Raw genomic sequence first — 22,521 nt, forward strand, 5'->3', positions numbered from 1 at the left:
CCGACCCGAGGAGAACACATGACCCTGCCCGACCTGGGGGTTCGTCGTGGCTGACGTCAAGACCGCACCCGCGCAGAAACCGGCATCCAACATCGTCGGAAAGCGTCGCGCCGGGGACTCCGTCTTCCTCGGCCTGTCGACCACCGCGGCCGTGTCGATCATGATCATCCTGGCCGGTGTCGCCATCTTCCTGATCCTCAAGGGTCTGCCGGCGATCACGGCCAACTGGAGCGAGGGCGACCTCGCCGGATACCAGAACAAGGACTGGACCAGCTTCTGGGACTACGTCGCCCCGTTGCTCTGGGGAAGCATCTGGGCAGCTCTGATCGCCATGGTCCTCGGCACCCCCGTGGCGATCGGCATCGCGCTGTTCATCTCGCACTACGCCCCGCGTCGTATCGCCGGCTTCCTCGGCTACATCATCGACCTGCTGGCCGCCGTCCCCTCCATCGTGTTCGGCCTCTGGGGCATCATCGTGATGCGGCCGCTGCTGCTGCCGCTCGCGGACTTCCTCAACCAGTACCTGGGGTGGATCCCGCTGTTCCAGGGTCCGGTCTCGAGCACGGGATCGACGATGCTCGCCGGCGGTGTCGTGCTCGCCGTGATGATCCTGCCCATCGTCACCTCGATCACCCGCGAGATCTTCCTGCAGACGCCGCGCCTGCACGAGGAGGCCGCCCTCGCCCTCGGGGCCACCCGCTGGGAGATGGTGCGCCTGGCCGTCATCCCCTATGCCCGCAGCGGCATGGTCTCGGCCACGCTGCTGGGCCTCGGGCGCGCCCTCGGCGAGACGATGGCCATCGCGCTCATCATCTCGCCCAGCCTGATCTTCTCCGTCGCGCTGCTCACGGACGGCTACAACTCGCAGACGATCGCGGCGAACATCGCCCTCAACTTCCCCATCGCCACCGATCTGCAGCGCTCCGCCCTCATCGGCACCGGCCTGATGCTGTTCGTCGTCTCGCTCGCCGTGAACATGCTCGCCCGCTACATCATCGGGGCGACCGGTCCAGGCTCGAAGGGCCGCAAGAGAGGAAAGCGCTCGTGACCGAGCTCAGCACGCCCGTCGCAACGACCTCGACGCCGCCGCTGTCGCTGACCAGCGGCCAGCTGCCCCGCTTCATCGAGCCGATCGTCCTCGCCGTCTCGCTCGCGGTGATCGCGGCGCTGCAGCTCGTGCTCGGCGGGTTCAACGTCGCGACGTGGCTCATCTTCAGCGCCCTCGTCTACCTGCTGGCGATCGGGGTGTTCTCCGCCATCGTCGAGGGCCGGCGCAAGTCGACCGACCGCGTCGTGCGCGGCCTGGTCACGGCGGCCTTCGTGCTCGCCGTCGCCCCGCTGATCTCCACGCTGTGGACCGTCGTGTCCAAGGGCATGGGCGTCATGTCGTGGGACTTCGTGACGAAGGTCGGCGGCACGACGTTCGACCCCGACACGCTGGCGGTCGTCTCGACCCCGGGCGCGCTCCAGGCCATCGTCGGCACCCTCATCATCACGGGGATCGCCGCCCTGATCTCCGTGCCGATCGGCATCCTGGCGGCCGTCTACCTCGTCGAGTACGCCCAGCCGAACAACCCGCTGCGACGCGCCATCACGTTCCTGGTCGACGTGATGACCGGCATCCCGTCGATCGTCGCCGGTCTGTTCGCGTTCTCGCTGTTCGCCCTGATCGTCGGACCCAAGGCGTTCAGCGGCTTCTCGGCATCCATCGCCCTGTGCGTGCTCATGATTCCGATCGTGATCCGCTCGACGGAGGAGATGCTGCGCCTCGTGCCCGCCGACCTGCGCGAGGCGTCGTTCGCCCTCGGCGTGCCGCGGTCGACCACGATCATCAAGGTCGTGCTGCGGACGGCGGCGAGCGGCATCATCACCGGTGTCGTGCTGGCCGTCGCCCGCGTCATCGGCGAGACCGCGCCGATCTTCATCGCGGCCAGCTTCACCGACAACTTCAACTCCGACCCGTTCAACGGACCCATGCAGACCCTTCCGGTCATGGCCTACACGGCCTACAGCTTCCCCGGACAGGACATCGACGCCTCCCAGGCCCAGGCCTGGGGTGCCGCGCTGCTGCTGGTCATCCTCGTCGTCATCTTCAACCTGATCGCCCGGATCGTCGCGAAGGTCTTCGCGCCGAAGGCACGCTAAGCAAGGAAGGCACCAGTGTCCAAGCGCATCGAAGTCGAGAACCTCAACGTCTACTACGGCGATTTCCTCGCCGTGGAGGGCGTGTCGATGGATATCGAGCCCCGCGCCGTCACGGCGTTCATCGGCCCGTCGGGCTGCGGGAAGTCCACCTTCCTGCGCACGCTCAACCGCATGCACGAGGTGATCCCCGGCGCCCACGTCGAGGGCAAGGTCCTCGTCGACGGCGACGACCTGTACGGTCCCGGCGTCGACCCGGTGCTCGTGCGCCGCCACGTCGGCATGGTGTTCCAGCGGCCGAACCCCTTCCCCACGATGTCGATCAAGGAGAACGTGCTGGCGGGCGTGAAGCTCAACAACAAGCGCATCTCCAAGAGCGACGCGGATGCCCTCGTCGAGCGCTCCCTGCAGGGCGCGAACCTGTGGAACGAGGTCAAGGACCGCCTCGACAAGCCCGGTGCGGGCCTGTCGGGCGGCCAGCAGCAGCGTCTGTGCATCGCGCGCGCGATCGCCGTCTCCCCCGACGTGCTCCTCATGGACGAGCCCTGCTCCGCCCTCGACCCGATCTCGACGTTCGCGATCGAGGAGCTCATCCAGGAGCTGAAGTCCGACTACACGATCGTCATCGTCACGCACAACATGCAGCAGGCCTCCCGCGTCTCCGACAAGACGGCGTTCTTCAACATCGCCGGCACGGGCAAGCCCGGAAAGCTCATCGAGTACGACAACACCGACACGATCTTCACGGCCCCGTCCGTTCAGGCCACGGAGGACTACGTCTCCGGCCGCTTCGGGTGAGCGACCGCTGATCGCTGTCCGGCCCCGCCGCGCTCCGTGCGCCGCGGGGCCGCGTCGGTCGTGGCGGGCTGGGGTCGTGTCCCGGCTCGGTTCGGGTCCGAACTGCAAGGGCTCCCCTGCGACACGCCGACACCACAGCATCCACCCTGGCGTGTCTCTCGCCCGACCTTGCAGTTCGGTCCCCCGGATGCCGCCGCACCTGTGACCACCCCACGCACCCACCCGCGCCGCCCGACCGCCCGGACGCTGGGGCGCTGGGGCACTCGGCTGCTCGGGCGCTCGGGGGCTGGGGCACTCGGCTGCTCGGGCGCGGAACCAAACTGCAAGGGCTCCCCCGCGACACGCCGGCACCACAGCATCCACCCCGGCGTGTCCCTCGCCCGACCTTGCAGTTCGGGTCGGGCGTGAGCCGGCCGCAGGCTCCTCCACAGACGGCCGACACACGAATCCATGCACGGATGCCAGGACATGGCCCGTCACCGTCACGCAGAGCGGCGACGATGTCGGCATGTGCGATGTCCGACCGGCAGTGATGACGACCGCGATGCTGCGGCGATCGGGCCTGTCGCGCGCCCAGCTGCGAGAGCAACTGCGAGCCGGCATCCTCGAACGCCGACGCCGGGGCGTTTACGTCATCGCCGATGCGTGCGATGCCGCGCGCGCGGTGGCCGGGCACGGAGGGCGACTCGCCTGCATCACGGCCGCGAAGCACCTCGGGCTCTGGGTGCTGACCGCCGACCCGCGGGCGCACGTCTGGCTCTGCGATGGGCAGCGGACGTATCACCCCAACGGATGCGGGTGCGTCGAGCACTGGGACGACGGGCCGCTCGGCCCGCCGGGGAGCACGCCGTCGATCCCGCGGCTGCTGCTGCAGATCGCGCGGTGCCACGGCGTCGAGGAGTTCTTCGTCGTGCTCGAGTCGGCGTTGCGGCTCGGTCAGCTCGACGACAGCGGCCGTCGGTGGCTGCGCCGGCGCAGCACCGCCGCGATGCGCGAAGCGCTCGACCTCGCACGGGATGACGCGGACAGCGGCCTCGAGTCGTTGCTGCGGTGGCGGCTTCGTCACCTCGGCCTTCGCGTACGGACCCAACGGCGCATCGCGGGGGTCGGCGTCGTCGACGCGCTCATCGGCGACCGGCTGCTCGTCGAGGCCGACGGCGTCGACAATCACGATGGCGCGCCGCACCGCCACAAGGACCTCGTCCGCGATGCCACCGCCGCCGTCTGGGGCTTCATGACGCTGCGGTTCGACTACGCCATGATCGTGCACGACTGGGACCTCGTCGAAGCTGCGATCGTCGGCGCCCTCGCGACACTCGGCCGCGCCGAGCAGCATCACCCCTGACCGCACTGCCACGCCCGCGCCTCCGCCGCCACCCCGCACCCGACCCCCTCACCGAACTGCAAGGGCAGCCCCGCGACACGCCGGCGGCCCCGCATCCACCCCGGCGCGTCGCCCGCGAGGCCTTGCAGTTCGGGCCGCGAGCGCCCGGCCACGGCTGCGCCTGCCCTCACCGCTCGCCACACCGTCGCGTTCGCGCCCGCGCCGCCACCCCGCACCCGACGCCCCGCACCGAACTGCAAGGGCAGCGCCGCCACCCCGCACGCCACGCCCCTGACCGCACTGCAAGGGCAGCGCGGCGACACGCCGGCGACCCCGCATCCACCCCCGCGCGTCGCCCGCGAGGCCTTGCAGTTCGGGCCGCGAGCGCAGAACGCGCCCGCGAGCCGCAGCCGAAGCCGCAAGCCCCGCCCGCGAGCCGCAGCCGCAAGCCGCGCCGGCAAGCCCCAGCCCCAGCCCCGTGTGCCGGTTCAGTCCCGCGGACTCAGCAGGTAGTCGTTCATGGATGCCGTGAGAGCGGCATCCATCGGCACGTCGACATCGTCGATCGCCGTGATCGGCGCCGCGAGGCGCACGCTGGAGACGAGCCACGCGGCATCCACGGTGTGCAGCTCCGCCACGGGGATCGTCTCGTAACCGGTTTCGAAGCCCTGGGCGGCGAGGTGCTCGAACAGGCTCAGCTGCGTCGTGCCGTGCAGGATGCCGGCGTTCGGCGCGGGGGTGAGGAAGGCGTCTCCGCGGCGCAGGATGAGCGACGCGGTCGGTGCCTCCAGCACGTAGCCGTCGCTCGTCGTGAAGATCGCGTCGTCGGCGCCGCGCCGGCGGGCCTCGCGCAGCGCCGCCATGTTCACGGCGTACGACAGCGTCTTCGCGCCCAACAGCAGCCACGGCGCCCGCGACGGCACGTCGAGGGCGTACCCGCGGTCGAGGGTGACGACACGGATGCCGCGCGACCGCGCGATCGAGAAGTCGGCAGCCGGAGCCGCGGTCACCCACGCGGTCGGAGTGGGACCGTGCTCGATTCCCCGGCTCAGGATGAGCTTGATGACCGCCTCCCCCGCACCGCAGGCGGACGCGGCGAGGGCCACGGCCTGGCGCCACTGCTCCGCGTGGGGCACGGGGAGGTCGCACAGCTGCGCCGAATGGGCGAGCCGGGACAGGTGCGCCTCGACCTCCTGCGGGTGACCGTCGATGACGCCGATCGACTCGAAGATGCCGTCGCCGCGCTGCGTGCTGAGCTCTCCGACGGTCAGCGCGGGGGCGGCGGGATCGACCTCGGTGAAGGTCGCTGCGAAGTCGGAGCGGGTGTCGTCCACGTCGGCGGGGTCGATCATCAGCGCGAAGTGCCAGGCCATGCCCCGAGCCTAGACCGCGGGAATACCCCTCAGGGGGCGTCCGTTACACTGGAACAGCCGGGCCGCAGTAACCCCGGGCTCCATCTTTCGCCGCTCCGAGCGGCCTCGCGCCGAGAGGCGTTCTGCGGCCCGGCACTTCTGTGCCGGGCACCCGCGACATCCTCGTTTCGACTCGCCGCTACGCTCCTCGCTCAACGACCGGGCACCGCCGACATCCGCGTTTCGACTCGCCGCTACGCTCCTCGCTCAACGACCGGCCACCGCCCACGGGCCACCCGCCACCGGGAGGAGCCGCCGGGTCAGGTCAGCGCGTCACGTCGCCAGAGGCCCGCGCACGCGGTCAGGTCTCCGGCGTAGGTGTCCAGGCGCAGGGCGCGGGTCGTGAACGCGCTCGCCCGCTCGGGCTCGGCCGCGTCGTAGTCGTCGGCGACATCGGCGGCGCCCGCCGCCTCGACCCGACAGAACGACGCGGCACGCTCCAGCGCGACCGCGAAGTCGCCCGTGAACACGCCCCGCAGGATCTCGTCGACGAGCGTCATGAGCTCTTCCGGCCCGGCCGGCGTGGGCGCGCCCGCGACGACGTCGTCGACGGAGGGCAGCACGACCCGCCCGCGCTCGTAGAGCAGCGCGGCGGTCGCGGCGTCGTCGCGGACCATCAACTGCAGCAGATACAGCCGCCACAGCGTGCCCGGAAGCGACTTCGCCGGCGAGTGCGACCACAGCTCGGCGACCGTCTCGAGCCCGTGCGCATCGGTGAAGGTGACGAGGCGGTCGACGACCGCGTCGGTCGGCTCGTTGCGCACCCTCGTCACCAGGGCGGATGCCGTGGCATGCGCGATCCGCGAGACGTCGGCCGGATCCGTGGACCCGAATCGGCGGTCGAACGCGTCCGCGGGTCGACGGACGGGGCGGTGGTAGTCCCGGGAGTCGTCGCTCATCGCTCCAGGCTACCGGCGGCCTGCCGGGGCGGGGCCGAGGCCCTGACCGCCGCAGTCGCGGTCACACCGTAGGGATCGCGATGATCGGCGCGGTGGTCGGCGAGCCGTCGGGCGAGCCGCCGGCCTGCTCCACGGTCACGGCGATGGTGTCTCCGGGCTGCATCGTGCCGTCGAGCTGAGCCGTGGCCTTCGCACCGGAGGCGTCGAAGGTGCCGGCCGCGATCGGCTGATCGCCGCGCACGAACCACAGCTCGAACGTGCGATCCGCGGGGATCTCCGGCAGGCCCTCGGCCACCAGCACGACCTTGCCCACGCTCTGCGACCAGTGCGCGGTCGCCTCGCCGCCCTGGAAGTCGACCTGTGCGGATGCGGCATCCGGCGCCGACTGGATCTGCTCCAACGCCGTCACGGCGGCCGGCGTGCGCCACAGGCTCGTCACCGCACCCGTTCCCCAGCCGATCCCGATCAGCAGGGCGACGGAGGCGACGAGCGCGAACAGCCCGCGCGTCCACGCGCGGCGCTCGACCGTCTGGACGACGTCGGTGGGCGGCGGCTCCTCACCGTCGGGGGCGGGCGGAGCGGCATCCGTCTCGTCCGCGGATGCCGCGGCATCCGCACCGGCGTCCGTCGGCGCGGACGGGTCGACCTCGATGGCACGCATCAGTCGCGAACGCAGGTCGACGGGCGGCGCGACCGGCGCGACGGCGTCGGCGAGGATGTCGATCGTGGCAGCGTCGAGGGCGACGACGTCGTCCCACTCGGGATGGGCTTCGAGGGCGGTCTGATAGGCGCGCTCGTCATCGGCCGACAGCGCGTTCATCGCGTGCCCTGCCGACAGCTCGGCGAACTCGTCTTCTCCGATGTCTCGGTGGTCGCGGTCGTTCATGACGTCACCCCCATCTCCTGCCTCAGGCGCGACAGACCGTCGCGCATTCTCGTCTTGATCGTCCCCAGGGGCGATCCCACCAACGCGGCGATCTCGCTCTGAGAATATCCCCCGACATAGGCGAGCAGCAGCGCTTCTCGCTGAGGGTCGGGGAGTGCGTCCATCGCCCGGGCGACGCGCCTGCTCTCGATGCGCAGGGCGACCTGGTCGTCGACGCTGTCCTGGCCCGTGTTCAGTTCGCGCAGACCCGCCTTCTCGTCTCGCTCCGTGCTTGCGCGTGTGGAGCGCACGCGATCGACAGCGCGACGATGGGCGATGGTGAGGACCCAGGACCGTCCCTGACCCTTATTCGGAGCGAAACCGGAAGCGGATTGCCACACTTCCAGGAAGACGTCTTGAAGCACTTCCTCGCTCAGCGCGCGGTTCACGAGCACCCGCAGGATCAGACCGAAGGCGCGGGGGGCGAGCATGTCGTAGAGCTGCCCGAAAGCCGTCCGGTCTCCCGCCGCGATGCGCACCAGGAGCTCCCCGGCGTGATCACGCGCCGGTGAGTCCTCGGGTACGTCCACACCGTCGATGACCATCTCTCTCAGCATGCCGTATCAGGGTCCCTCTGTCGTGCATCGCGGCCGCGGGTGGCCCATCCGGCGGCGAACGAGTATGCTCCCGCCGCCCGCGACCGCCGAGGTCGCGACGCGCCCGGGTCATGTGCTGTTCGTCGCCGGACCGGGATCGGATTGCGCCGCCGGAACGGAGGCCGAGACGGGCGAAGAGACCCTCGGTCTATAAGGGGGGCGGATGCGGAGGCGCAAACGGATTCGGAACTTTTTCCCATCCGATGCGCGGCGGGCTCCGAAGGACTTGTCGAGACCGCACCTGCGGCTCTGCAGGACCAACAACCGCACGTCAGCTCACATGGAGGACATCATGCTCAGCACCACGAAGAAGATCACGGCGGCCCTGACGCTCACGATCGCCGGCGCGTTCGCGCTCTCGGCATGTTCGATGGGCTCCTCGACCAGCGCCGAGACCACGCCCCCCGCGATGACGCAGGAGACCCAGTCGATGGCGCCATCGCCGTCCACGATGGACCCGGCCGCCAACCTCGTGGGCCCCGGATGCGCCGCGTACGCCGAGGCCGTGCCGTCCGGCGCCGGTTCGGTCGAGGGCATGTCTCAGGACCCGGTGGCCGTCGCCGCCTCGAACAACCCGCTGCTGAAGACCCTCGTCGCTGCCGTGAGCGGCCAGCTCAACCCCGACGTGAACCTCGTCGACACCCTCAACGGCAGTGAGTTCACCGTCTTCGCCCCGGTCGACGACGCGTTCGCCAAGATCGACGCGGCCACGATCGACTCGCTGAAGACCGACAGCGCCGCGCTGACCAAGATCCTCACGTACCACGTGGTTCCCGGCCAGCTCGACCCGTCGCAGGTCGTCGGCACCCACAAGACCGTCGAGGGCGGCGACCTGACCGTCACCGGCTCGGGCGACAACCTGAAGGTCAACGACGCCACCGTCATCTGCGGCGGCGTCCAGACGGCCAACGCGACCGTGTACCTCATCGACACGGTTCTGACGCCGACCAACTGATCGTCTCCGGTCACACCCCGGCCGAGGCCGCCGGCGCACTGCGCGCCGGCGGCCTCGTCGCGTCCGTGCCCCGCCCGCAGCCGGTACGCTGGGATGCCTGGGGCCTCTAGCTCAGTCGGTAGAGCATCGGACTTTTAATCCGCGGGTCGTGGGTTCGAGCCCCACGGGGCCCACCAGTGGGGCGCGCGCGGCTAGCCTCGGAACGTGGACGATCGGACGTCAGCTGTGGATGTCGGGATGCTGCTCGATGCGCGCTACCGCATCGATGCGCTCATCGGCACGGGCGGCATGTCGCGTGTCTACGCGGCGCACGACCTCACGCTGGGTCGCACGGTCGCGATCAAGATCATCACGGCGACAGGCGATGATCTCGATGCCGGCCAGCGGGTGCGGGTCGAGACGGCCGCGCTCGCGGCGCTCACCCACCCGAACCTCGTCGTGCTGCACGACGCGCGCCTGACCGGTCCCGGCCCCCGCTACCTCGTCATGGAACGTGTCGACGGCCCCTCGCTGTCGGCGCGGCTCGCCGAAGGAGCGCTGACGGATGCCGAGCTCACCCGCATCGCCGGCGAGCTGGCCGAGGCGCTGAGCGCGGTCCACGCCGCCGGTGTCGTGCACCGCGACATCAAACCCTCCAACATCCTGCTCGCGCCCGGCGCGACATCGAGCCGGCCGCGTCGCGCGAAGCTCGCCGACTTCGGCATCGCTCATCTGCTCGGCTCGGAGCGGATCACCCAGCCCGGCACCCTCATCGGCACCGCCGCTTACCTCGCTCCCGAGGTCGCTCTCGGTCACGCTCCGGCCCCGGCATCCGACGTGTACTCCCTCGGCCTCGTGCTGCTGGAGGCGCTCAGCGGTGCGCGGGCCTTCCCGTCCGCTCAGGGCGCGGGGCAGCTGCTCGCCCGACTCGCGCAGGACCCCGAGATCCCCGCGGACCTCCCGCCCCTGTGGGCGGGGCTGTTGCCGGCGATGCTCGACCGCGACCCGGCGGCGCGCCCGAGCGCCGCCGCGATCGCCGACACCCTCGCTGCTCCCCCGCGCGCGACGGGTGCCGAAGACACCCGCGTCCTCATCCCGCCGCTGCCGCCGGCGGAGCCCGCCGCCGCAGCCGCGGCGCGGTTCGATCGGGATGCGGCCGGGGCACGCCCGTGGTGGCGCCGCACTCCGCTGCTGATCGGCGCGGGCGCGGCGGCGGCCGCGATCGTCATCGCCCTGTCGGCATGGTCGGGACTGTCGTCGGCGCCGAGCGTCGAACCGTCACCGACCACGACGCCGCCGTCGTCGACGCCCACGCCCACGCCCGCGGCGACCGACGCGAGCACGGTGTCGAACCCCGACCCCGTCGCTCCCGCCGACCCGAAAGACAAAGGCAAGGACAAGGGCGGACCGGGCGAGAACAACGGCGGCAAGGGCGGCGGCCCGGGCAAGGGCGGCGGCTGAGCCGCGCCTTCCCCCGGACGGATGCCGCGGTCAGCTGCCCAGAGTGCCGACGGACAGGACCTGCAGGATCTCGCCGACCAGCCATACGCCGAGCGAGATCGCGGCGACGAAGCCCACGACCGTCGCCGCGACCCACGTCCACAACGGAGCCCAGCCGCCGGCGACGGTCCGCCGCCGCAGCACCACCGCGCGCCCGATCATGTAGACGGCCGACCCTGCGCTCACCAGCACGAAGAACGACCATGCCCAACCGAACGGCGCCGGCACGCCGCGGCGCTTCAGCTCGCGCCAGTCGAGCCAGCTGAACACGATGAACGCGGCGTAGCACGCCCAGCCGATCAGGGAGATGCCGAGAGTGCGGATCTCCCACGACGTCAGGTCCGCGGTGGCCGCGGCCGCGGCCGTCCCCGAGCTCGACTCCGCCGCGCGCATCATCGCCGCGATGATGGAGAGGTAGCCGTTCCAGTCGAAAAGGAAGATCGACAGCATCGGCAGCACGGATGCGGCGACCGCCAGCCACACCCAGATCGTCTTTGTTGGAACGTCGACGGCGGGCGGGGTGGCCCCCGGACCCGGAGACGCGGGAGCCGTCGGGTAGGCCGGATACGCCGGAGCGGCCGGCGCGGCCGGCGCGGCGGGTGCGACCGGCGCGGCGGGATTCGGTGCGTATTCGCCGAACCGCGGCGCGGGCGCCGTCTGCGCGGTCCACTGGGTGCCGTCCCACCAGCGGCGCGCGGCGGCATCCGCCGGGTCGGGGTACCAGCCGGCGGGGGCGCTCACGAGGCCGCTCCGACCAGCTCGGCGCCGGCGTGGGCGAGTTCGGCGAGCGCGGCATCCGAGCTCTCCGGCGCGACGCCCGCGATGAGGTCGGTCAGGACGCGGACGTGCAGCCCGTGCGCGATCGCGTCGAGCGCCGACGCGCGCACGCAGTGATCGGTGGCGAGGCCGGCGACATCCACCTGCGTGACGCCGTGGGCGCTCAGCAGGGACGACACCTTCTCACCGGCATCCGTGGTTCCTTCGAACAGCGAGTAGGCGGGCATGCCCTGTCCCTTCTTGACGTGGTGGGTCACGGCGTCCGTGACGAGTTCCGGGTCGTAGTCCGCTCCGGCCGTGCCGGCGACGCAGTGCACCGGCCAGGTGTCCACGAAGTCGGGGGCCGCATCGGAGGCGAAGTGGCCGCCGTTGTCGGTGTGACCTTCATGCCAGTCCCGCGACGCGACGATCAGCGCGTAGTCGTCGGCGTGCGCGGACAGATACGCCGTCAGATCGCGCGCGACCGCGTCACCACCTGCGACGGCGAGCGCTCCGCCCTCCGTGAAGTCGTTCTGGACGTCGACGATGAACAGTGCTCTGGTCATACCACCGAGGCTAATCCCTCGGGGCGGCTGCGGTCGGCGCCCCGGTCACAACTCCGCCGAATCGCCCCCACCACGTCGCCGCGACCGGCGTGTCGCGCCCGCCGCCACCGGAATGGAGGAGTTTCGCCCGGCATCGACGTCGGCCCGCGCGAGACGTGAGGGCCACCAGATCCGCCGGCCGAGGTCGTACGCGACCGCCGGCACCAGCAGCGAGCGCACGACGAACGTGTCGAGCAGCACGCCGAAGGCGACGATGAACGCGAGCTGGGCGAGGAACAGGATCGGGATCACGCCCAGCGCGGCGAAGGTCGCGGCCAGCACGAGCCCCGCCGAGGTGATCACCCCTCCGGTCGCGACGAGCCCGCGCAGGATGCCGGGGCGTGTGCCGTGACGCTTCGACTCCTCCCGCACGCGCGACATCAGGAAGATGTTGTAGTCGACGCCGAGTGCCACGAGGAAGACGAAGCCGTACAGGGGCACGGCGGGGTCCGCCCCCGGGAAGTGGAACAGGTTGTCGAAGACGAGCGCGCTGACGCCGAGTGCCGCGCCGAACGACAGGATGACGCTCAGGATCAGGATGACCGGGGCGACGACCGCCCGCAGCAGCAGCATCAGGATCACGAGGATCACGGCGAGGATGACCGGGATGATGAGGGTCCGGTCGCGGATCGAGGTGTCGTTCGTGTCGAGGTCGATCGCCGTCGGCCCGCCGACCAGGGCGACGTCCGCGCTGAGCTCGGTCGTGAAGCTCGTCCGCAGATCGCGCACGGTCTGCTCCGCGGCCAGCGAGTCGGCCTCGTCCGACAGCGTCGCCACCAGCAGCACGTCGCCGTCGACGATCGTGGGCTGGGGCGGCGTCGCACTCGGCGGACCGGCCAGCGTGTAGACGGGGGCGCCGTTCTGCACGGAGACACCGATCTGACCCGACGCGGTGTCCTTCGCGGTCGCGGCGACGGACTCGATGCCGGGCGCCTTCTCGAGCACGGTCACGGCGTCGGCCACCCGGTCCTGGGGCACGACGATGTACGCCGGGCTGCCCGATCCCGCGGCGAAGTGCTGGGCGAGCACGTCCTGCCCGTCGCGCGCCTGCGACGCGCCCAGCACCAGGTCGCTCTGCGGCACCCCGTCGGCCTTGAGCTGCAGCACGCCGACGGATGCCGCGAGCAGCACGACCGTCGAGATGATCCACACGGGCCGTGCGTGGCGCGCGACCAGCCGCGCCTGGCGGCCCCAGAAACCGCGGACGGGGGCGTGCGGGTCGGTGACGAGCCGCTCGGCGTTGTCCCCCGGGTCGCCGTCGGCGCCCTTCGGGATGAAGGGCCAGAACGCCGCGCGCCCGAAGATCGCGAGCAGCGCCGGCAGGAACGTGAGGGCGGACAGCACCGCGAACGCGATGCCGATCGAGGCGATCGGCCCGAGCGCCCGGTTGCTGGCGAGATCGCTCAGCAGCAGGCAGAGCAGGCCGGCGATGACCGTGCCGCCCGAGGCGATGATCGGCTCGAACGCGCCACGCCAGGCGGTGATCGCGGCATCCCACCGCTTGGCCCCCGTGCCGATCGCTTCGCGGAAGCGTGCCGTGTAGAGCAGGGCGTAGTCGGTGGCGGCACCGATGACGAGGATGAACAGGATGCCTTGCACTTGCCCGTTCAGCACGAAGATGCCCGCCTTGGCGAGCCACCAGACCGTCAGCAGCGCGACGCACAGGGCGAAGGTCGAGGTGAGCAGCACGAGCACCGGCAGCAGCGGCGAGCGGTAGACGATCACCAGGATGATGAACACCGCCCCGAGCGCGACGGCGAGCAGCAGGCCGTCGATACCGAGGAAGCCCGCCACCAGATCGGCGGTGAAACCGGCGGGGCCGGTGACCCACGCCTCCAGGCCCGACGGCAGGTTCTTCTCGATGCTCTCGCGGACGGCCGTGACCGTCTCGCCCACGTCGCCCGCGGTCGAGATCGGCACGAAGAACTGCACCGCCTCGCCGTCTTCGGACGGGATGGCCGGCGACACCTGCTCGACGCCCTCGACGCCGGAGATGGTCGAGGCAAGATCGGAGATCTGGGTGAGCTGCGCCGCGCTGAGCGCCCCGTCGCCGGTGACGACGACGACGGCGGGGATGCTGTCGCCGCCGGTGAACTGCGAGAGCCGCTCCTGCACCTGCGTGGACTCCGCGGAGGACGGCAGGAACGAGGACTGGTCGTTGGTCGCGACCTCGTCGACCTTGCCGAAGTAGGGGCCGCCGATGGATCCGCCGACGAGCCAGATCAGGACCAGCAGAACGGGGATGCCGATACGCAGCCAGCGCGTCGGGGTGTCGGTGCGACGAATCATGTCGCTAGCTTATCTAGTAATAAGTCCCGCATGCCAGCGCCGTGATGCGCGGGGACGCGCACTCACCCGCGGACGAAGTAGAACACCCAGCCCGTGACGAGACTGATCATGCCGAGGGCGAGCATCCCCGCCGCCGACCAGGTCAGCGCACGCAGCCCGGCGGGGCGCCGCTGCAGCCGCATGCGTCCCTGCCAGCCGTGGCGGTACCAGATGGATGCCGCGTCGGCGTCGCCGATGACCGCGGCCTCCGCCGCCGACAGGGGCGCACTGTTCGCGTCGCCGTCCGCGTCGAACCACCGCGCGAGCGGATGCTCGCCGTCGCGGTCGATGATGGCCTCGGCCGGGAGCCACGTGCCGTCGGCCGCCCACACGACGACAGCCGCGGCGGCGAGCACGACGAACGCGCCGAGTCCGACCCACGTGAAGATCTCGATCAGCGCGTCGATCGCGTGATCCATCGAAGACGATCCTCCACGGGTCGGCCGAACGAGTTGGACAGGAACGGAGTCGACTCCATCCGCATCGCAACGCTACCCCACGGCATCTGCCCTCAGGCGTCGAGGTCGCTCTCCAACATCTCGATCAGCTCTTTCAGCACGCCAGCGGCGTCGGTACGCCGTGTGCGCAGAACGATGCGCTCACCGCGAGCGAGATCGAGCGCGAGCAGGTCGATCACACTCGCCGCCGGGTACCACGGCCCTGCCGGCTCGTCGGCTCGAGCCACTTCGATCCCCCACGCATCGGCACGCGAGGCACGCGCAGCGAGAAGAGCCGCCGGCCGGCCGTGCAGGCCGCGTCTCGCCCCGATGGTCGCCACCGTCTCAGTCACGCTCACGCCTCTCGGGCTGCGTGCGAGCAGACCCCGCCAGCCGGACCACGTGCAACGTCAAGAGGAGGATCTCCTCGGCACTCAACGCGCCCCCGATGCGATCAGCGATGATCAGCGCCATCTCACCTGCCGCCGCGTACTCATCCGGCTGCTGCTCCCGGAGCGGAGCCAGCAGCGATCCGAGGGCGTCGGAACTCCCCGCCTCCGCCCGTCGGCGCGCCAGGAGATGCAACACGTGACTGGCGAACCGGGCCAGGGCGTGGTCGTCCGCCGCACGAGAAAGCGACAGGCGCTGTTCGACGAGAGCGACGCACCGACCGATCACATCGGTCATGTCCATCGTTGCCGCCACGGACTCCGTGCCGAGTTCGGCATTGACGATGTGCAACCCGATCGGGATGGCTTCGATATCGGGAAGCGTCACCGACGCGAGCCGTTCGACGGTGGCGATGGCCTCTCTCCCGAAGGCGACTTCACGGGGATAGAAGGCCGCAGCCTCCCACCGCAACGGATAGTCGATGAAGATCCCCGCCCGCACCCGGTCGATCGCACCGTCGAGATGATCGGCCAGCGGGACGATGAGCCGGTCGATCACGTGGTCACCGAAGCGGACGCCGGCGTCCTCGGCGATCGCGATCGCCAGATCGACGTGCGCGATGGGAAGCGCCGCGATGCGACGCGCGAGCCGGTCCGCGCGCTCTCGGTCTGTGCTCACGAAGAGGCGGTGCACCTTGTCAGGGTCCACCGCCCCGCCGACGGGCACCAGGAAGGCGATCCCTCGGCCGATGGCCACATACTCCTCGCCCGCGTCGTTCGTGCACAGGACGACGTTGTTGTTCAGGACCTTGTGAGCGGTGAGCATGTGCGGCCGTCAGCCCGCGTCGATGAGAGACGTCCCGCGCGAGGCGATGACGTGCGTGTACCAGTCGAAGGAGTCTTTCTTCGTGCGTGCCAAGGTGCCGTTCCCGTAGTCGTCCTGGTCGACGTGGATGAAGCCGTAGCGCTTCGTCATCTGCGAGGTCGAGCAGCTGACGAGGTCGATGGGCCCCCACCACGTGTACCCACGCACGTCGACGCCGTCCTCGATCGCCTCGCGCACCTGCAGGAGATGCGCACGCAGATAGTCGATCCGATAATCATCGTGGATGCTGCCGTCGTCGTCGACCTTGTCGCGGGCGCCGAGACCGTTCTCCACGACGTAGAGGGGCTTGCCGTACCGACCCCACAGCTTCAGCAGCGCGATACGCAGGCCGACGGGATCGACGGGCCATCCCCACGCCGACAGCTCGAGGTGCGGGTTCTTGAGCTTACTGACCAGGCTGCCGGAGATCTCGTCGGCGTCCGGACGGTCTTCGGCCAGGTACGTCATGTAGTAGCTGATCGAGATGAAGTCGGCGGTGCCCGCGCGCAGCGTCGCGGCATCCTCCGGCTCCATCGCGATCTGAATGCCCTTCTCCCGGAGATAGCGCGTCATGTAGGTCGGGTATTCGCCGCGCACCTGCACATCGGGGTAGAACAGGTTGAGATTGTCTTCGTGCGTCGCCCGGAGCACGTCCTCCGGCTTGCTGGAGGCCGCGTATGTCTCGAGCCGACAGATCATGCAACCGATCTGCGCGCCGGGCATCAGTTCGTGACCGAGAGCGACGACGCGTGCCGCTGCGACGAACTGGTGGTGCGTCGCCTGGTATGCGGCCTGTAGTTCCCGCCCCTGCACACGGTCGGGGAAGACGCCTGCCCCGGTATAGATGCTCGTCAGGTTCATGTTCATCTCATTGAAGGTGATCCACAGCTTCACCTTCGAGGCGTACCGTTCGAACACGGTCCGGGCGAACCGCTCGAAGAGCCCGATGGTCTCGCGGCTGAGCCAACCGTCCAGTCGTCGACTGATCTCGATCGGCATCTCGTAGTGGGACAGAGTGACCAGGGGCTGGATGCCGTGGGCCAGCAGTTCGTCGAAGACGGCGTCGTAGAACGCCAGTCCCTCCTCGTTCGGCTCGCTCTCGAAGCCGGTCGGGAAGATGCGTGCCCACGAGATCGACATCCGGAACAGCCCGAAGCCCATCTCCGCGAACAGCGCGATGTCCTCGCGGTAGCGGTGGTAGAAGTCGATGCCGTGGCGCTTGGGGTACATGGTGCCCTCCGGCGCCCGGCCCGCCAAGGCCTCCTCCACCTGCTCCGACGTCGCATCGAAGGTGAAGTCGGCGATGCTGCCGTCAGCGGTCGGCGGGACGAAGCGGGCGAAGTCGGACGTCGACAGTCCCTTTCCGCCTTCTTCGGCGGCGCCCTCGATCTGGTTCGCGGCGGTGGCTCCGCCGAAGAGGAAACCCTCCGGGAAAGCACCGAGTTGCGTCGTTGTCATATCAGTTCTCCTTGTCGACGGAAATGGTCGGGGTGCCGACGGCCAGAAGCGGCTCGCCGGCGGGGATGATGTCGTCACCGGGCGTCACCAGCGCTACGACCGAACCGGCGATCTCGGCGTTGGTGATCACGACCGGGGTGGCCAGGCTGAGGCCTGCCGAGGTGATCGCGGCGGGGTTGAAACTGATCAGCCTCTGGCCGGCGACCACGCGATCGCCCTGTGCGACGAGCGGCGTGAACGTCCCCAGCGGCAGGGTGACGGTGTCGATACCGACATGGATCAGCACCTCGATGCCGTCCTCGGTGACCAGGGCGACCGCGTGCGCCGTCGGAGTCATGACCTCCACGACGCCATCGGCAGGGGCGAACACGGACCCGTTCACGGGCAAGATCGCGATGCCGGGTCCGAGCAGCCCGCCGGCGAAGGTCGAGTCCGGCACATCATCGAGTGCCACGACGCGACCCTCCACGGGAGCGGCGATCAGCCGGACACCGCGACTCGCGGTCGCCGCCGGCGACGACGGAGCAGCGGCATCCTGCGCAACGCCTGCGGTGCGCGGCTCACGAACGAAAACGACCGTGAGGACGAAGGCGATCGTGAAGGAGATGGCGATGGAGACGAACGCATTCACGATGTTCGCGGGGTCGTCAGCGTTCACATAGAGCGGCAAGGACGCCAGCCCGGGTACGGCGAAGCCGTAGCACTTGAGGGCCGTGAGCCCCGCGTATGCGCCTCCGACGGCGCCACCGATGAGGGTGAAGAAGAACGGCTTCTTCAGACGAAGCGTGACGCCGAAGATCGCCGGCTCGGTGATGCCGAGAGAGGCGGGGAACGCGGTCGACAGCGCCAACGCCCGCAGCGACCGCACGCGGATCGCGACGGCGAGCGTCGCGCCGACGGTCGCGAGGTTCGCCACGACGTTGAACGGCAGCAGGATCAGGTCGTACCCCCGCGTCGACAGCGACTGGAACGTGGTCGGGAAGAAGGCGTAGTGCATGCCGGTGATGACGATGAGCGGCATGAGTCCACCCAGGAGGATGCCCGCGAACAGTCCCCCGTGATCCATCAGCCAGTTGGCGCCCTCGCTGAGGTAGACGCCCGCGTAGCTGCCGAGCGGGGCGATGACGATGAGAGTCAACGGAATCGAGATCAAGAGGGTCACGAGCGGAACGACGACGATCTTGACCGACGAGGGGGTGATCCGTCCGATGAGTCCTGCGATCTTCCCCAGGACATAGACGCCCAGGATCGCCGGGACCACCGAGCTGCTGTAGCTGAGGAACGGAACCGGTAGACCGAGGAAACTCAGCCCGGCGGGGCCGCCCTGCGACACGGCCGCCGCCCCTTGGACGATGGTGGGGTACAACAACGCGGCCGGGACCGACAGGGCCAAAGACATGTCGACGGAGAAGCGCCGCGCGCTCGAGGCGGCGACGAGGAACGGGAGGAAGTAGAAGGGCGCATCACCGATGAGACCGAGGATGCGGTCGATATCGCTGCCTGCGACCACCCAGCCGAGCTGGCCGACGAGCGCGATCACCCCCTTCAACAGACCCGCCCCGACGATCGCCGGCAAGATCGGCGTGAAGATTCCCGACAACGTCTCGAAGAGCAGGTTGACGAGGCGCTTCGGCGAGAATCGGCCGGCACCCTTCGGCTGAGTCGCGGCGTCGGTATCGCCGGCATCTCCGAGGGCGGATGCCGACAGCAGCGGCGCCAGAGAGGCGAACTGCGCGGCGACATCGGTGCCGACGATCACCTGCAGCTGTTCTCCGCTGAACTGAGCCCCGACCACGCCGGTCCTCTTGATCGCTTCGAGATCGACCCTGGCGCGATCGACGATGTCGAAGCGCAGCCGGGTGATGCAGTGCCACGCCTGAGAGATGTTCTGCGCACCGCCGACAGCGTCGACGATTCCCCTCGAGATGCTGTCGCGCGTGACAGCGGTGGGGCCCTGTGAGCCGGTCATCGTTGACCTCCTGGTCGAAAAATGGCAACAAAAAAACCTGAGGTCGACGTCTGCTTCGAAAAGCATGACGACGAACTCAGGTTCCGCCCGAAGTGAATCGGTTACGCCCTGTGGGTCGTGCGATCACTGTACACCCTGGGAGCCCTCGACAAGAAGTCGCGACGATCTGCCCGGGGGTGAGGTGAAGAAGTGGAGCCGCCTAAGGGAATCGAACCCTTGACCTATTCATTACGAGTGAATCGCTCTGCCGTCTGAGCTAAGGCGGCGCAGGGAGCCGGAGCGCCATGCACGATGATCGATCCTACAGGGTCGGGGCGCCTCTCGCGAACCGGTCGCCGGGGCCGGCGACGCCGACCCGATCCGGCGGTGTCGTCGTGTTACGTCCCGATTCTGATCTGGACGCCGGATCTGCCTACCGTCGATGAGGCACCGCGACGAGGCGAGCGCGGAAGCCGACCCTGCAGTCCTCCCGCGCCACGCGGTGCCCCGACCCACAAGGAGCACCACCCATGTCCAAGAAGACCCTGGCCGCCGCTCTGGCGCTGCCGCTCGTCCTGCTGCTGAGCGCGTGCGCCTCCGGCGCCGCATCGCCCTCCGACTCCGCGGGGGCCTCCTCCGACCCCGTGCGCATCGGCGTCGTCGGCGCCGGCGACCCCTACTGGGAGACCTACAAGGAAGCCGCTGCCGCCGAGGGCATCAACGTCGAGATCGTGAACTTCGACTCCTACGACCAGCCGAACCCGGCTCTGTCGGCGGGCGAGCTGGACCTGAACCAGTTCCAGCACATCATCTACCTCGCCACCTACAACGTGAAGGCCGGAGACGACCTGGTGCCGATCGGGGCGACCGCGATCTACCCGCTGGGCCTGTACTCGACCAAGTACGCCAGCGTCGCCGACATCCCCGCCGGTGAGACCATCGCCGTCCCCAACGACGAGTCCAACCAGGCGCGCGCGCTCCTGGTCCTGCAGTCGGCGGGCCTGATCACACTGAAGGACGGCGGGTCGATCTTCTCGGCCGTCGCCGACATCGAGCCGGGCTCCAAGGTCAAGGTCGAGGCCGTCGCCGCCGACTTCACCGCCTCGTCGCTCCCCGACTTCGCCGGCGCGGTCGTGAACAACGACTTCGTCGCCAAGTCCGGACTGACCAAGGACCAGCTGCTCGCGCAGGACGACCCGGCGGACTCGTCGGCGTTCCCGTACATCAACATCTTCGCGGCCAAGGCCGCGGACGCCGACAACCCGACCTACGCGAAGCTCGTCGAGCTGTACCAGAACACCGCCGCTGTCCAGGAGGGCGTGCTGGAGGCCTCGGGCGGCACCGCGGTGCTCCTGAAGACGCCGGTCGCCGATCTGGTGACGTCGCTGAAGAAGACCGAGGACGACATCCGCGCCCAGCAGTGATCGCCCCGCGTGTGCGGCCCGTCGGAAGGCGGGCCGCACACGCGTGCGTCGTCTCCGCCTCGACCCGGATCGGGAGCCCATGAGCATCATCAGACTGACATCGGCCACGAAGGTCTTCCCCCCGCAGACGAAGGGGGCACCGCCCGTGGTCGCCCTCGACGACGTCTCCCTCGACGTCGCGGCGGGTGAGATCTGCGGCATCATCGGATACTCCGGTGCGGGCAAGTCCACCGTGCTTCGTCTCATCAACGCGCTGGAGACGCCGTCGTCGGGACGCGTGGAGATCGACGGCTCCGACATCACCCGGTTCGGTGAGCGGGAGCTGCGGAGGCTGCGCGCGGACATCGGCATGATCTTCCAGCAGTTCAACCTCTTCGACTCGCGGACGGTCGCCGGGAACGTGGCCTACCCGCTGGAAGTCGCCGGCCGCCCCCGTGGCGAGATCCGCTCACGCGTCGCGGAACTCCTCGAGTTCGTCGGCCTGTCCGCCAAGGCGCAGAACTACCCCGAGCAGCTGTCCGGCGGGCAGAAGCAGCGGGTCGGCATCGCGCGCGCTCTCGCGACGAGCCCCCGCATCCTCCTCGCCGACGAGGCGACGAGCGCGCTCGACCCCGACACGACCCAGGAGGTCCTGGGTCTCCTCCGCCGGGTGAACGCGGAGCTCGGCGTCACCATCGCGCTCATCACGCACGAGATGGAGGTCATCCGCACCCTCGCCGATCGCGTCGTCGTGATGGAGCAGGGCCGCGTCATCGAGACCGGCACCGTCTTCGACATCCTCTCCGCCCCGCAGCATCCGGCGACCGCGCGCTTCGTCGCCAGCGTCATCGACGACGTCCCCACCGGCGACGACCTCGCCGCCCTGCGCGCTCGGCACGACGGACGCATCGTCACGCTGGACGTCCGCGACGGCGTCGCCGCACAGGCGGACGTCTTCGCCGCCCTGGCGGCCCACGGCGTGCGCTTCGAGGTCGTGCACGGCGGCATCAACGACATCCGGGGCCGCGTCTTCGGACACCTCACGCTCGCCGTGACCGGCGACGCGGATGCCGTCACGCGCGCGCTGGCCGCGGCATCCGCGCACGCGCCCCTGACCGAGGAGGACCCCCGTGGATAGGCTCATCACGCTGCTGCCCCAGCTCTGGGAGGCGACGCTGGAGACGCTGTACGTCGCGAGCGCGGCGCTGGTGCTGGGCGGTGCCGGCGGCCTGCTGCTCGGTCTCGCCCTCTACGCGACCCGCCCGGGCAGCCTCTTCCCGCAGCGCGCGGTTTTCGGAGTGCTCAACGTCATCGTGAACACGATCCGACCGATCCCCTTCATCATCCTGCTGGCCGCCGTGCAGCCCATCGCGCGCGGGGTCGGCGTGCCCGGCATCGGCGTGCCGTTCGCGGTGTTCGCCATCACGATCGCCTCGCTGTTCGCCATCAGCCGCATCGTCGAGCAGAATCTGCTGACCGTGCGCCCCGGGGTCATCGAGGCCGCGCGCGCGGCGGGCGCGAGCCGGTCGCGGATCCTCTTCCGGCTCGTCCCCCGGGAATCCCTGGGCCCGCTCGTGCTCGGCTACACCTTCGTCGTCGTCGCGCTCGTCGACATGACCGCGATGGCCGGCGCCGTCGCCGCCGGCGGACTCGGCGAGTTCGCGATCAACTACGGCTTCAAGCAGTTCAACCCGTGGGTGACGTGGTCGGCCGTGCTGGTCATCGTCGTGATCGTCCAGCTGGTGCAGTTCGTCGGCAACGCGCTCGCCCGCCGGGTCCTGCGCCGCTGAGCACCCCTCCGC

At 69.9% G+C, this 22,521-nt stretch carries 21 protein-coding genes and 2 tRNA genes; 10 read left to right on the top strand and 13 right to left on the bottom strand.

The genetic code is table 11. The features are described 5' to 3' along the window. Nucleotides 1-46: 46 nt before the first annotated feature. From pstC to AC6CQV_RS09835, 4 genes are all read left to right on the top strand, one after another. Nucleotides 47-1,048, top strand: a complete 1,002-nt coding sequence (pstC, locus tag AC6CQV_RS09820; protein ID WP_060960445.1) for a phosphate ABC transporter permease subunit PstC — start codon at nucleotides 47-49, stop codon at nucleotides 1,046-1,048. Beyond that, nucleotides 1,045-2,145 (top strand): phosphate ABC transporter permease PstA, encoded by a 1,101-nt coding sequence (pstA, locus tag AC6CQV_RS09825; RefSeq protein ID WP_060960446.1) that lies wholly within the window; start codon nucleotides 1,045-1,047, stop codon nucleotides 2,143-2,145. Before pstC ends, pstA begins: the two co-directional genes overlap by 4 nt. A 15-nt stretch (nucleotides 2,146-2,160) precedes the next feature. Beyond that, complete coding sequence (pstB, locus tag AC6CQV_RS09830; protein WP_060960447.1) at nucleotides 2,161-2,940, top strand: phosphate ABC transporter ATP-binding protein PstB; 780 nt, start codon at nucleotides 2,161-2,163, stop codon at nucleotides 2,938-2,940. 508 nt (nucleotides 2,941-3,448) lie between these two features. Then, complete coding sequence (locus AC6CQV_RS09835) at nucleotides 3,449-4,285, top strand: type IV toxin-antitoxin system AbiEi family antitoxin domain-containing protein (protein WP_498259356.1); 837 nt, start codon at nucleotides 3,449-3,451, stop codon at nucleotides 4,283-4,285. A 467-nt stretch (nucleotides 4,286-4,752) separates the two neighbouring features. Here the strand turns inward: AC6CQV_RS09835 and AC6CQV_RS09840 are convergent, their stop codons facing one another. The 4 genes from AC6CQV_RS09840 to sigK all read right to left on the bottom strand — a co-directional run bounded on the left by AC6CQV_RS09840 (nucleotide 4,753) and on the right by sigK (nucleotide 8,057). Then, nucleotides 4,753-5,637 (bottom strand): aminodeoxychorismate lyase, encoded by an 885-nt coding sequence (locus AC6CQV_RS09840; RefSeq protein WP_101305834.1) that lies wholly within the window; start codon nucleotides 5,635-5,637, stop codon nucleotides 4,753-4,755. Between the two features lie 299 nt (nucleotides 5,638-5,936). Next, complete coding sequence (locus AC6CQV_RS09845; protein WP_060960450.1) at nucleotides 5,937-6,575, bottom strand: hypothetical protein; 639 nt, start codon at nucleotides 6,573-6,575, stop codon at nucleotides 5,937-5,939. 61 nt (nucleotides 6,576-6,636) lie between these two features. After that, the gene (locus AC6CQV_RS09850; RefSeq protein ID WP_498259357.1) at nucleotides 6,637-7,461 is read right to left on the bottom strand and encodes an anti-sigma factor; all 825 of its coding nucleotides are present in this window, start codon (nucleotides 7,459-7,461) and stop codon (nucleotides 6,637-6,639) included. After that, nucleotides 7,458-8,057, bottom strand: coding sequence for an ECF RNA polymerase sigma factor SigK (sigK, locus tag AC6CQV_RS09855; protein ID WP_060960451.1), 600 nt, complete (start codon nucleotides 8,055-8,057; stop codon nucleotides 7,458-7,460). Before sigK ends, AC6CQV_RS09850 begins: the two co-directional genes overlap by 4 nt. A gap of 331 nt (nucleotides 8,058-8,388) precedes the next feature. Between sigK and AC6CQV_RS09860 the strand changes: the two genes are divergently transcribed. From AC6CQV_RS09860 to AC6CQV_RS09870, 3 genes are all read left to right on the top strand, one after another. Beyond that, the gene (locus AC6CQV_RS09860; protein WP_060960478.1) at nucleotides 8,389-9,051 is read left to right on the top strand and encodes a fasciclin domain-containing protein; all 663 of its coding nucleotides are present in this window, start codon (nucleotides 8,389-8,391) and stop codon (nucleotides 9,049-9,051) included. Between the two features lie 100 nt (nucleotides 9,052-9,151). Then, nucleotides 9,152-9,227, top strand: a tRNA-Lys gene (locus AC6CQV_RS09865). Nucleotides 9,228-9,255: 28 nt separating this feature from the next. Then, on the top strand, nucleotides 9,256-10,491 hold the full coding sequence (locus AC6CQV_RS09870) for a serine/threonine-protein kinase (RefSeq protein WP_498259358.1): 1,236 nt from the start codon (nucleotides 9,256-9,258) through the stop codon (nucleotides 10,489-10,491). A 30-nt stretch (nucleotides 10,492-10,521) separates the two neighbouring features. On the opposite strand, the gene AC6CQV_RS09875 is transcribed toward AC6CQV_RS09870, so the two are convergent. The 9 genes from AC6CQV_RS09875 to AC6CQV_RS09915 form a co-directional block, all read right to left on the bottom strand. Then, a complete protein-coding gene (locus AC6CQV_RS09875; RefSeq protein WP_498259359.1) occupies nucleotides 10,522-11,271 on the bottom strand; it encodes a DUF2510 domain-containing protein in 750 nt (249 codons plus the stop codon). Then, nucleotides 11,268-11,852 carry an isochorismatase family protein gene (locus AC6CQV_RS09880; RefSeq protein ID WP_205282470.1) on the bottom strand — a complete coding sequence of 195 codons (585 nt, stop codon included), beginning with the start codon at nucleotides 11,850-11,852 and terminating at the stop codon, nucleotides 11,268-11,270. Before AC6CQV_RS09880 ends, AC6CQV_RS09875 begins: the two co-directional genes overlap by 4 nt. A gap of 45 nt (nucleotides 11,853-11,897) precedes the next feature. Beyond that, entirely contained in the window at nucleotides 11,898-14,180 is a 2,283-nt protein-coding gene (locus AC6CQV_RS09885) for an MMPL family transporter (protein WP_498259360.1), read from the bottom strand. A 62-nt stretch (nucleotides 14,181-14,242) separates the two neighbouring features. Continuing rightward, nucleotides 14,243-14,638, bottom strand: a complete 396-nt coding sequence (locus AC6CQV_RS09890) for a hypothetical protein (protein WP_498259361.1) — start codon at nucleotides 14,636-14,638, stop codon at nucleotides 14,243-14,245. Between the two features lie 92 nt (nucleotides 14,639-14,730). Beyond that, nucleotides 14,731-15,009, bottom strand: a complete 279-nt coding sequence (locus tag AC6CQV_RS09895; RefSeq protein WP_498259362.1) for an HPr family phosphocarrier protein — start codon at nucleotides 15,007-15,009, stop codon at nucleotides 14,731-14,733. After that, the gene (locus tag AC6CQV_RS09900) at nucleotides 15,002-15,871 is read right to left on the bottom strand and encodes a PRD domain-containing protein (protein WP_498259363.1); all 870 of its coding nucleotides are present in this window, start codon (nucleotides 15,869-15,871) and stop codon (nucleotides 15,002-15,004) included. The genes AC6CQV_RS09895 and AC6CQV_RS09900 overlap by 8 nt, the downstream gene beginning before the upstream one ends. 9 nt (nucleotides 15,872-15,880) lie before the next feature. After that, entirely contained in the window at nucleotides 15,881-17,368 is a 1,488-nt protein-coding gene (locus AC6CQV_RS09905) for a glycoside hydrolase family 1 protein (RefSeq protein ID WP_498259364.1), read from the bottom strand. A gap of 1 nt (nucleotide 17,369) precedes the next feature. Further along, a complete protein-coding gene (locus tag AC6CQV_RS09910; RefSeq protein WP_498259365.1) occupies nucleotides 17,370-19,337 on the bottom strand; it encodes a glucose PTS transporter subunit IIA in 1,968 nt (655 codons plus the stop codon). Between the two features lie 190 nt (nucleotides 19,338-19,527). Continuing rightward, nucleotides 19,528-19,603: transfer RNA gene (locus tag AC6CQV_RS09915), tRNA-Thr, on the bottom strand. Between the two features lie 243 nt (nucleotides 19,604-19,846). On the opposite strand from AC6CQV_RS09915, the gene AC6CQV_RS09920 reads away from it, so the two are divergent. The 3 genes from AC6CQV_RS09920 (at nucleotide 19,847) to AC6CQV_RS09930 (ending at nucleotide 22,509) form a co-directional block, all read left to right on the top strand. After that, nucleotides 19,847-20,740 carry a MetQ/NlpA family ABC transporter substrate-binding protein gene (locus AC6CQV_RS09920; RefSeq protein WP_060960469.1) on the top strand — a complete coding sequence of 298 codons (894 nt, stop codon included), beginning with the start codon at nucleotides 19,847-19,849 and terminating at the stop codon, nucleotides 20,738-20,740. Between the two features lie 79 nt (nucleotides 20,741-20,819). Then, complete coding sequence (locus tag AC6CQV_RS09925; protein WP_498259366.1) at nucleotides 20,820-21,857, top strand: methionine ABC transporter ATP-binding protein; 1,038 nt, start codon at nucleotides 20,820-20,822, stop codon at nucleotides 21,855-21,857. After that, the gene (locus AC6CQV_RS09930; RefSeq protein ID WP_060960471.1) at nucleotides 21,850-22,509 is read left to right on the top strand and encodes an ABC transporter permease subunit; all 660 of its coding nucleotides are present in this window, start codon (nucleotides 21,850-21,852) and stop codon (nucleotides 22,507-22,509) included. The genes AC6CQV_RS09925 and AC6CQV_RS09930 overlap by 8 nt, the downstream gene beginning before the upstream one ends. Nucleotides 22,510-22,521: the final 12 nt, after the last annotated feature.

The sequence above is a fragment of the Microbacterium sp. EG9 genome (genome assembly GCF_059759475.1).

Coding starts and splice junctions, on each gene's coding strand:
- AC6CQV_RS09835 (WP_498259356.1), top strand. CDS start 3,449: ATGTGCGATGTCCGACCGGCAGTGATGACGACCGCGATGCTGCGGCGA.
- AC6CQV_RS09840 (WP_101305834.1), bottom strand. CDS start 5,637: ATGGCCTGGCACTTCGCGCTGATGATCGACCCCGCCGACGTGGACGAC.
- AC6CQV_RS09845 (WP_060960450.1), bottom strand. CDS start 6,575: ATGAGCGACGACTCCCGGGACTACCACCGCCCCGTCCGTCGACCCGCG.
- AC6CQV_RS09850 (WP_498259357.1), bottom strand. CDS start 7,461: ATGAACGACCGCGACCACCGAGACATCGGAGAAGACGAGTTCGCCGAG.
- sigK (WP_060960451.1), bottom strand. CDS start 8,057: ATGCTGAGAGAGATGGTCATCGACGGTGTGGACGTACCCGAGGACTCA.
- AC6CQV_RS09860 (WP_060960478.1), top strand. CDS start 8,389: ATGCTCAGCACCACGAAGAAGATCACGGCGGCCCTGACGCTCACGATC.
- AC6CQV_RS09880 (WP_205282470.1), bottom strand. CDS start 11,852: ATGACCAGAGCACTGTTCATCGTCGACGTCCAGAACGACTTCACGGAG.
- AC6CQV_RS09885 (WP_498259360.1), bottom strand. CDS start 14,180: ATGATTCGTCGCACCGACACCCCGACGCGCTGGCTGCGTATCGGCATC.
- AC6CQV_RS09890 (WP_498259361.1), bottom strand. CDS start 14,638: ATGGATCACGCGATCGACGCGCTGATCGAGATCTTCACGTGGGTCGGA.
- AC6CQV_RS09900 (WP_498259363.1), bottom strand. CDS start 15,871: ATGCTCACCGCTCACAAGGTCCTGAACAACAACGTCGTCCTGTGCACG.
- AC6CQV_RS09905 (WP_498259364.1), bottom strand. CDS start 17,368: ATGACAACGACGCAACTCGGTGCTTTCCCGGAGGGTTTCCTCTTCGGC.
- AC6CQV_RS09910 (WP_498259365.1), bottom strand. CDS start 19,337: ATGACCGGCTCACAGGGCCCCACCGCTGTCACGCGCGACAGCATCTCG.
- AC6CQV_RS09920 (WP_060960469.1), top strand. CDS start 19,847: ATGTCCAAGAAGACCCTGGCCGCCGCTCTGGCGCTGCCGCTCGTCCTG.
- AC6CQV_RS09925 (WP_498259366.1), top strand. CDS start 20,820: ATGAGCATCATCAGACTGACATCGGCCACGAAGGTCTTCCCCCCGCAG.